The organism is Sneathiella sp. (assembly GCF_029233945.1).
Taxonomy (GTDB): Bacteria; Pseudomonadota; Alphaproteobacteria; order Sneathiellales; family Sneathiellaceae; genus Sneathiella.
Genome location: NZ_JARGOQ010000032.1, coordinates 35,304 through 44,493 on the forward strand (window position 1 = coordinate 35,304; position 9,190 = coordinate 44,493).

8 protein-coding genes and 1 tRNA gene are annotated in these 9,190 nt (G+C 54.4%); all 9 read right to left on the reverse strand.

All coding sequences use genetic code 11. The features are described from left to right. Positions 1–24: 24 nt before the first annotated feature. On the reverse strand, positions 25–4,128 hold the full coding sequence (gene rpoB, locus P1U71_RS11585; protein WP_301105766.1) for a DNA-directed RNA polymerase subunit beta: 4,104 nt from the start codon (positions 4,126–4,128) through the stop codon (positions 25–27). A gap of 270 nt (positions 4,129–4,398) precedes the next feature. Beyond that, positions 4,399–4,779 carry a 50S ribosomal protein L7/L12 gene (rplL, locus tag P1U71_RS11590; protein WP_301105767.1) on the reverse strand — a complete coding sequence of 127 codons (381 nt, stop codon included), beginning with the start codon at positions 4,777–4,779 and terminating at the stop codon, positions 4,399–4,401. 60 nt (positions 4,780–4,839) lie between these two features. Continuing rightward, entirely contained in the window at positions 4,840–5,349 is a 510-nt protein-coding gene (gene rplJ / locus P1U71_RS11595; RefSeq protein ID WP_301105768.1) for a 50S ribosomal protein L10, read from the reverse strand. 273 nt (positions 5,350–5,622) lie between these two features. Then, positions 5,623–6,315 (reverse strand): 50S ribosomal protein L1, encoded by a 693-nt coding sequence (gene rplA / locus P1U71_RS11600; protein ID WP_301105769.1) that lies wholly within the window; start codon positions 6,313–6,315, stop codon positions 5,623–5,625. 4 nt (positions 6,316–6,319) lie between these two features. After that, complete coding sequence (gene rplK / locus P1U71_RS11605; RefSeq protein ID WP_301105770.1) at positions 6,320–6,748, reverse strand: 50S ribosomal protein L11; 429 nt, start codon at positions 6,746–6,748, stop codon at positions 6,320–6,322. 83 nt (positions 6,749–6,831) lie between these two features. Continuing rightward, positions 6,832–7,362: a transcription termination/antitermination protein NusG gene (gene nusG / locus P1U71_RS11610; protein WP_301105771.1), complete on the reverse strand. Its 531-nt coding sequence runs from the start codon at positions 7,360–7,362 to the stop codon at positions 6,832–6,834. Positions 7,363–7,366: 4 nt separating this feature from the next. Then, entirely contained in the window at positions 7,367–7,564 is a 198-nt protein-coding gene (gene secE, locus P1U71_RS11615; RefSeq protein ID WP_301105772.1) for a preprotein translocase subunit SecE, read from the reverse strand. 73 nt (positions 7,565–7,637) lie between these two features. Next, positions 7,638–7,713: transfer RNA gene (locus tag P1U71_RS11620), tRNA-Trp, on the reverse strand. 114 nt (positions 7,714–7,827) lie between these two features. Further along, on the reverse strand, positions 7,828–9,018 hold the full coding sequence (tuf, locus tag P1U71_RS11625) for an elongation factor Tu (RefSeq protein WP_301105762.1): 1,191 nt from the start codon (positions 9,016–9,018) through the stop codon (positions 7,828–7,830). Positions 9,019–9,190: the final 172 nt, after the last annotated feature.

Genomic DNA, 9,190 nt, shown 5'->3' on the forward strand with positions numbered 1-9,190 from the left:
CGGGATGACCCGGGACCAACTCAATCAGTAACCAATCTGCGAAAGTTCGACATTCAGGCACAAGGACCGCATTTCCTTGACCAGAACGTTGAAGCTTTCCGGAATACCGGCTTCAAACGTATCGTCACCGCGGACAATGGCTTCGTAGACTTTCGTCCGGCCCGCCACGTCATCCGACTTGACGGTCAGCATTTCCTGCAGGGTGTAGGCGGCGCCATAAGCCTGCAGGGCCCAGACTTCCATCTCACCGAAACGCTGTCCACCGAACTGCGCCTTACCGCCCAGCGGTTGCTGGGTGACCAGGCTGTAGGGGCCGATTGACCGCGCATGGATCTTGTCATCAACCAGATGATGCAGCTTCAGCATATAGATATAGCCCACTGTCACCTTCCGATCAAAGGTCTCGCCTGTCCGACCGTCAACAAGTGTGACCTGACCGGACGTATCAAGACCGGCGATTTCGAGAAGACGGTTAATATCGTCTTCCTTGGCACCATCAAAAACCGGCGTTGCCATCGGCACACCGTTGGTGAGGTTACCGCCGAGTTCAAGGAACTGATCATCGGACATGCCGGAGATTTTTTCCTCATACTCTTCATCGCCATACACTTCTTGCAGCTTGGATTTAAGCGGCTTCAAGTCAGTCGCGCCAAGGCGGATACGAGTCATGATCTCTGTGATCTGGGTGCCAATACCGTGGCTGGCCCAGCCGAGATGCGTTTCCAGAATCTGCCCTACGTTCATACGTGATGGCACGCCAAGCGGGTTCAGCACGATATCGACCGGCTTGCCGTCCTCAAGATACGGCATATCCTCTTCCGGCAAGATCCGGGAGATAACACCCTTGTTACCATGACGGCCGGCCATCTTGTCACCCGGCTGAAGCTTGCGCTTCACCGCGACGAAGACTTTGACCATCTTCATCACCCCGGGCGGCAACTCATCACCGCGCTGTAGCTTGTCGACCTTGTTCTCAAAGCGAGCACGCAGGCCACCGATGGCTTCGTCATACTGCTTCTTGAGCTGTTCGATCTTCTCCATCGCGCCATCGTCCTTGACGCTGATCTGCCACCAGACACCCGGGTGCAGGTCCATCAGCTTCTCGGACTTGATTTCCTCATTGGCTTTGAACTCACTTGGGCCGGAGGCAACCTTCTGCGACACCAGCAGACCTTTCAGGCGGTCATAAATTGTCCGTTCCAGAATGGCTTTTTCGTCATCGCGGTCTTTCGCCAGATGCTCGATCTCGTCACGTTCGATGGCGAGCGCACGCTCGTCCTTCTCAACGCCGTGGCGGTTGAAGACACGCACTTCAACAACCGTACCCGCAACACCCGGCGGCAACCGCAGGGACGTATCACGGACATCGGATGCCTTCTCACCGAAGATGGCGCGCAGGAGTTTTTCTTCCGGCGTCATCGGGCTTTCGCCCTTCGGCGTGATCTTGCCAACCAGAATATCGCCCGGCTGAATTTCCGCACCGACATAAACGATACCGGCCTCATCGAGGTTCTTAAGTCCCTCTTCACCGACATTCGGAATATCGCGGGTAATTTCTTCCGGGCCGAGCTTCGTATCCCGGGCCATGACCTCAAATTCCTCGATATGGATCGAGGTGAAGACGTCGTCCTTCACGATCCGCTCCGAGATCAGAATCGAGTCTTCAAAGTTATACCCATTCCACGGCATAAACGCGACCAGCACGTTCCGGCCAAGAGCCAACTCGCCAAGATCCGTTGACGGTCCGTCACAAATGATGTCACCGGCATCCACCATATCGCCAACCTTCACCAAAGGCCGCTGGGTGATGCAGGTGTTCTGGTTCGACCGCTGGAATTTCAGCAGGTTATAGATATCAACCCCGGACTTGCTGAGGTCCTTCTCATCCGTTGCGCGGATCACGATACGGGTGGCGTCCACCTGATCGACGATACCGGCCCGCTTTGCAACCGTAGCCACGCCGGAATCCCGGGCAACCCGCTCTTCCATACCAGTACCGACAAATGGTGCTTCAGCCCGCAGGAGCGGAACCGCCTGACGCTGCATGTTCGAGCCCATCAAGGCACGATTGGCATCATCATTTTCCAGGAACGGAATAAGTGCCGCACCGACAGACACCAGCTGTTTCGGCGATACGTCAATATAGGTAACGTCTTCAGGCTTGGCGACAACATATTCACCCTGTGCCCGGCAACGCACGAAATCTTCCGTGAACTGGCCCTTGTCATCGAGGGCCGCGTTCGCCTGGGAGATCGTGTGCTTGCTCTCTTCCATGGCGGAGAGATATTTCACGTCGCCTGTCAGCTTGCCATTTTCGACGCGCTGATACGGGCTTTCAATAAAGCCGTACTTATTAACACGGGCGAACGTCGCCAGCGAGTTGATCAGACCGATGTTTGGACCTTCCGGCGTTTCAATCGGGCAGATACGACCATAATGAGTTGGATGCACGTCACGCACCTCAAAACCGGCACGCTCACGGGTCAGGCCGCCCGGGCCAAGTGCAGAAAGACGGCGCTTATGGGTGATTTCCGACAGCGGATTGGTCTGGTCCATAAACTGGCTGAGCTGGCTGGAGCCGAAAAACTCGCGCACCGCAGCCGCCGCTGGCTTCGCATTGATCAGATCATGCGGCATGACCGTGTCAATCTCAACCGAGCTCATCCGCTCGCGAATGGCACGTTCCATGCGGAGAAGGCCAATACGGTACTGGTTTTCCATCAGCTCACCAACCGAGCGTACACGCCGGTTGCCGAGATTATCGATATCGTCAGTTTCCCCGTGACCGTCTTTCAGGCGGACAAGGGTTTTAACAACGGCAAGAATGTCTTCTTTCCGCAGAACCCGCACGGTATCTTCCGCATCGAGGTCAAGGCGCAGGTTCATCTTCACCCGGCCAACCGCAGAAAGATCATAGCGTTCTGAATCAAAGAAGAGGCCCTTGAACAACGCTTCGGCCGTTTCCTCGGTCGGCGGCTCACCCGGGCGCATCACACGATAGATATCAACCAGCGCCTGATCACGGGTGCTGCTCTTGTCCACGGCAAGCGTATTACGGATGTACGGGCCGACATTTACATTATCGATATCGAGGGTCGGAATTTCCTTGAACCCGGACGCTTCCAGCTGGTCGATCAGGGCTTCGGTCAGTTCTTCGCCCGCCTCAACCAGGACTTCACCGGTTTTTTCATTGACCAGGTCTTCCGCAATAAAGCGGCCCACGAGATCGAGATGACCGACGAGCATGTCTTTCAGCCCCTCGTCCATCAATTTATTGGCGAGGCGCTGAGTGATTTTCGTCCCTGCTTCAGCGACGACTTTCTGAGTATCCGCGTCAACAAGATCACGGATCAGGCGACTGCCGCGTACCCGATCCACGTTGAACGGTGTCCGCCAGCCTTTTTTCTCGAGCTTGTAATCCACACGATCGTAGAAATAGTTCAGAATATCCTCATGGGTCATGTCGAGCGCCTGCAGCAGCGCCGTGACAGGCAGCTTGCGACGACGGTCGATACGGACATGAACGATGTCTTTTGCATCAAATTCAAAATCGAGCCATGAACCACGGTAAGGGATCACGCGTGCCGCAAACAGAAGCTTGCCGCTGGCATGGGTTTTACCCTTGTCATGATCGAAGAACACGCCGGGGCTGCGATGCATCTGGGAAACGATCACACGCTCGGTGCCGTTAATAATGAACGTGCCCTTGTCGGTCATAAGCGGCATATCGCCCATGTAAACGCTCTGTTCCTTGATATCGAGGACAGATTTTGCTTCCGTATCCGGATCCACTTCGAAGACGATCAGGCGCAGCGTCGCTTTTAAGGGCGCGCCAAAGGTCATGCCGCGTTGCTGGCACTCTTCCTCGTCATACTTCGGGGTTTCAAATTCATAGGAAACAAATTCAAGGCTTGCCGTATCGGCAAAATCCTTGATCGGAAAAACAGATTTGAAAACGGATTGAAGACCTTCGTCGCCGCGCGCATCGGGCGACGTGTCTTGCATCAAAAACGCATCGTAAGAGGTTTTCTGGACCTCAATCAAGTTCGGCATTTCGGTTGCCGCCTCAATGCTTCCAAAGTTTTTACGAACGCGCTTGCGACCGGTGAACGACTGCAATATGCCCATGCCAAATCCCCGTATGTTTCTTGGCCAACTAAAAAACAACCCTTGCTAAAAAGGCTGCGAGCCGGATTTTCCAAAGATCAGAGAAAATGATCTAATCTCTTGAAATTCCTGCAAATTTTTCTCCAGACTTAAGGCCGCTGGAGACGCCACGTGATTAAATTCCCGCCGGACCGCCGCTTGCCTGCTTAGAAAGCGGCTGCGGGGAAGGCAGCAAAAGCCGCCTTCCCCGTTGTAACCCTAGCTACCCAAAGGTCGCTACATCGCAACTGATTATTTAAGTTCAACAGTTGCGCCTGCGCCTTCGAGCTGTTCTTTGATTTTGTTAGCTTCGTCTTTAGGTGCCGCTTCCTTAACGGTTTTCGGCGCACCTTCAACGAGGTCTTTTGCTTCCTTAAGACCGAGACCCGTGATCGCACGAACCTCTTTAATAACGTTGATTTTCTTTTCGCCTGCGGCCATCAGAACAACGTCAAAATCATCTTTTTCTTCAGCAGCAGCGGCATCGCCACCACCTGCACCCGGAGCCGCGGCGACAGCAACCGGTGCGGCGGCAGAAACGCCCCATTTTTCTTCCAGAATCTTTGAAAGTTCTGCAGCTTCCAGCACAGTCAGGCTGGAAAGGTCTTCGGCAATCTTTTCGAGATCGGCCATTGTACTATTCTCCTCAGGTAAACCTAGTGGTTTAGTTTCAATATTAACTGGCTATTACATCTAACCCTGTTCGGCTTTCGCCGCCAGGACACGGGCCAACTGACCAGCAGGAGCCTGAAGGACACCAGCGATTTTCGTCGCAGGCGCCTGCAGCAACCCGACCAGTTTTCCACGAAGTTCGTCAAGCGATGGGAGGCTCGCAAGAGACTTGACCCCGGCGGGGTCGAGTTCCGTTGTGCCCATTGCACCGCCGATCACGACAAACTTCTCGTTTCCCTTTGCATAGTCCATAACAACTTTCGGTGCCGCGACAGGATCGCTTGAATAAGCGATGCCCACAGGGCCTTTCAGTTTTTCGGACAGGGAACCATAGTCCGTGCCATCAAGAGCGAGACGCGCAAGCCGATTTTTAGTCACTTTGAAGCTGGCACCGGCATCCAGCATCTTTACGCGAAGCTCGGTCATTTGCGCCACAGTGAGACCACTGTATTCGGCGACAACAACCACAGCTGCCTCGTTAAAGACACCCTTCAGTTCGGTAACCACCGCTTCTTTTTGCGATCGGTCCACTCGTCGTCTCCAGTCTTTGAAATGCCTCAAACTCTTGAAGCATTCCGTTTACACTAGAACCCGGCCTCGGCCGGATCCGGTTAAACTGTCCCAGGTCCACCTGAATTGCTGACTAGCAGCGAATTATTTAGCTTCCCTGTCTATGCAGGCAACGAATTGCATTTAAATCCCCTTATCCAAAAGGTCCGGGAACACCTGCAGTCTTGGACAGACGGACTGGCGAACCAGCCCGACATTTACCGCACCGAAATGCGGCAAATTTGGTAGGCGACGCTAGATTACGTCGCCGATTTCAAGCTTCACGCCCGGGCCCATGGTGGAGCTCACGGCGATCTTCTTGATAAATGTTCCTTTTGCGCCGCTCGGCTTGGATTTTGCCACCGCGCCCACAAACGCCTTGATATTTTCGCTCAAGGCTTCCTTGGTGAAGCTCGATTTGCCAAGTCCGGCATGGATGATCCCGCTTTTCTCAGCACGGAATTCCACCTGGCCGCCCTTGGCAGCCTCAACGGCCTCAGCGACATTCGGCGTTACCGTGCCGAGCTTCGGGTTTGGCATCAGACCGCGCGGGCCCAGCACCTTACCAAGGCGACCAACAACGGCCATCATGTCCGGCGTCGCGATGCAGCGATCGAAATTCATCTCGCCTGCCTGAATTTTCTCCATCAGGTCTTCCGCCCCGACGAGATCGGCACCGGCTTTCGTTGCTTCCTCGGCCTTGTCACCACGGGCGAAAACGGCCACCCGGACGGACTTGCCCGTTCCGTTCGGCAACTGGATCACACCGCGCACCATCTGGTCCGAATGCCGCGGATCAACACCGAGATTCATTGCAATTTCGATAGTTTCATCGAATTTCGATTTTGCGTGCGCCTTAATGATCTCGACGGCTTCGTCAAGCGCGTAGAACTTCTCGCGATCAATCACGTCAGCCGCGGCTTTTTGGTTTTTCGTCAGTTTTGCCATGATCTTAACCCACCACTTCCAGGCCCATGGAACGGGCGGAGCCTTTGATAATATTCATCGCCGCATCAATATCGTTGGCGTTCAGATCCACCATCTTCGCTTCCGCGATCTCACGAACCTGCGCCTCGGTCACTGTACCCGCAACTTCCTTACTTGGCGTGCTGCCGCCTTTTTTCAACTTGGCTGCCTTTTTCAGGAAATAGGAAGCCGGAGGCGTCTTGGTTATGAAACTGAATGAACGATCCGCATAAACAGTAATAACTGTCGGAATTGGCATGCCGCCTTCCATATTGCCCGTTGAGGCATTGAAAGCCTTGCAGAATTCCATAATATTCACGCCCTGCTGGCCCAGTGCCGGACCGATAGGCGGGGATGGATTTGCCTGCCCCGCCGGGACCTGCAACTTGATATAACCTTTAATCTTCTTTGCCATTATCTTCCCTCTTCAAATTAAGGGGTCGTGGTACGACCATGGCCGGCCTCCCACAACGATCCGCACCATGCGGAAATTACGCTTTAACTTTTTTCAACCTGCGAATAATCAAGTTCAACAGGCGTCGAGCGGCCAAAGATCGATACCGAGACCTTCAGCTTCGCTTTCTCTTCATCTACTTCTTCAACCTGACCCATAAAGGTGGCGAACGGACCATCACTGACCCGGACTTCCTCACCAAGCTCAAACGTAACCGATGGCTTGGGTCGCTCGATCCCTTCCTGCACCTGGTTGAGGACCGCCATTGCCTCCTTCTCGGAGATTGGCGTCGGCTTGTTCCCATTGCCAAGGAAACCCGTCACCTTCGGCAGGTTCTTGACCAGATGGTAGGTTTCGTCATTCATCTCCATATGCGCGAGCACATAGCCCGGGAAAAACTTCCGCTCTGCGCTGACCTTCTGGCCACGCCGCACTTCAACTACTTCTTCAACCGGAACCAGCACTTCTTCAAACAAATCGGCCATGCCCTTGATGATCGCCTGTTCCTTTACGGATTGTGCGACCTTCTTTTCGAAGCCCGAATAGGCATGAATGATATACCAGCGTTTGGCCATGTGATCAGGATCCCAGCGACATAATTTGTTTGACAACGAACTGAATGCCGGAATCAACAAGGAAAAAGAACATGGAAGCCAGAAAAACCATGACAAATACCATCCCCGTCGTCACCAGCGTTTCCTTGCGGGTCGGCCATGTGACTTTCGAGGCTTCCTGCCGCACCTGGCGGATAAAAGCTCCTGGGTTTACCTTTGCCATAATTCTTCAAAAATCCTTCATCCGGTGAATGACCCGGCGGTATACAAGACTTTTACATATAGATCAACCAGATTGGCAGGAGAGGAGGGACTCGAACCCACAACCCCCGGTTTTGGAGACCGGTGCTCTACCAATTGAGCTACACTCCTCCGGTCTGAACGGGCAATCCCGGGTCGCCGATTTTTTACGTCCGGCGCCCGGGACTGACCATTTAATCTACATGTAATCTTTTCGCCGCTTAAAACAAACGGCGTCCATTTTCCTTATTCGGTTACGGATGCGACGACGCCGGCGCCGACGGTACGGCCGCCTTCGCGAATTGCGAAGCGCAGACCCTCATCCATGGCGATCGGGGCGATCAACTCGACATCCATCGTCACATTGTCACCCGGCATCACCATCTCCGTCCCACCCGGAAGCGTCACGACACCCGTCACGTCCGTGGTCCGGAAGTAGAACTGCGGACGATAGTTCGTGAAGAACGGTGTATGACGTCCGCCCTCTTCCTTCGTCAGGATGTAGGCTTCCGCCTTGAACTTCGTATGCGGCGTGATCGAACCCGGACGCGCCAGAACCTGGCCGCGCTCAACATCCTCACGCTTCGTACCGCGTAGCAGAACACCCACGTTGTCGCCAGCCTGACCCTGATCCAGGAGCTTGCGGAACATCTCAACGCCCGTGCAGGTCGTCTTCGTCGTCGGGCGAATGCCGACAATCTCGATTTCCTCGCCAACCTTCACAATGCCGCTCTCAATACGACCCGTCACAACCGTACCCCGGCCAGAGATCGAGAACACATCCTCGATCGGCATCAGGAACGGCTTGTCAATCTCACGCTCCGGCTGCGGGATAGAGGCGTCAACCGCTTCCATCAGCTTCAGGATCGATTCCTTGCCAATCTCGTCATCCCGGCCTTCCAGCGCCGCAAGCGCAGATCCGCCGATAATCGGAATATCGTCGCCCGGGAAATCATACTCAGACAGAAGCTCGCGGATTTCCATCTCAACAAGCTCAATCAGCTCTTCGTCGTCCACAAGGTCAACCTTGTTCATATAGACAACCAGCGCCGGAACACCAACCTGGCGCGCCAGAAGGATATGTTCGCGCGTCTGCGGCATCGGGCCGTCGTTCGCCGACACAACCAGGATCGCGCCGTCCATCTGCGCCGCCCCCGTGATCATGTTCTTCACATAGTCCGCATGGCCCGGGCAGTCCACATGCGCATAGTGACGGTTACCCGTCTCATACTCAACATGCGACGTCGAAATCGTGATCCCCCGCGCCTTCTCTTCCGGCGCCTTGTCAATCTCGTCAAACGCAAACGCAGCGCCCCCGCTCTGCTCCGACAGAACTTTCGTAATCGCCGCCGTCAGCGTCGTCTTACCATGGTCAACATGACCAATCGTCCCAATATTTACATGCGGTTTACTACGATCAAATTTCTCTTTGGCCATTTTCCGTCGTCCCGAAGCAATAAATTACACAGCCCAAAAACACCGAATGTCAGTCATTCGGCATCATCAATTCCATGGCCTATTTATAATGCGCTGACCAGCGCTTGGAGCGGGTGAAGGGAATCGAACCCTCGTATTCAGCTTGGAAGGCTGCTGCTCTACCATTGAGCTA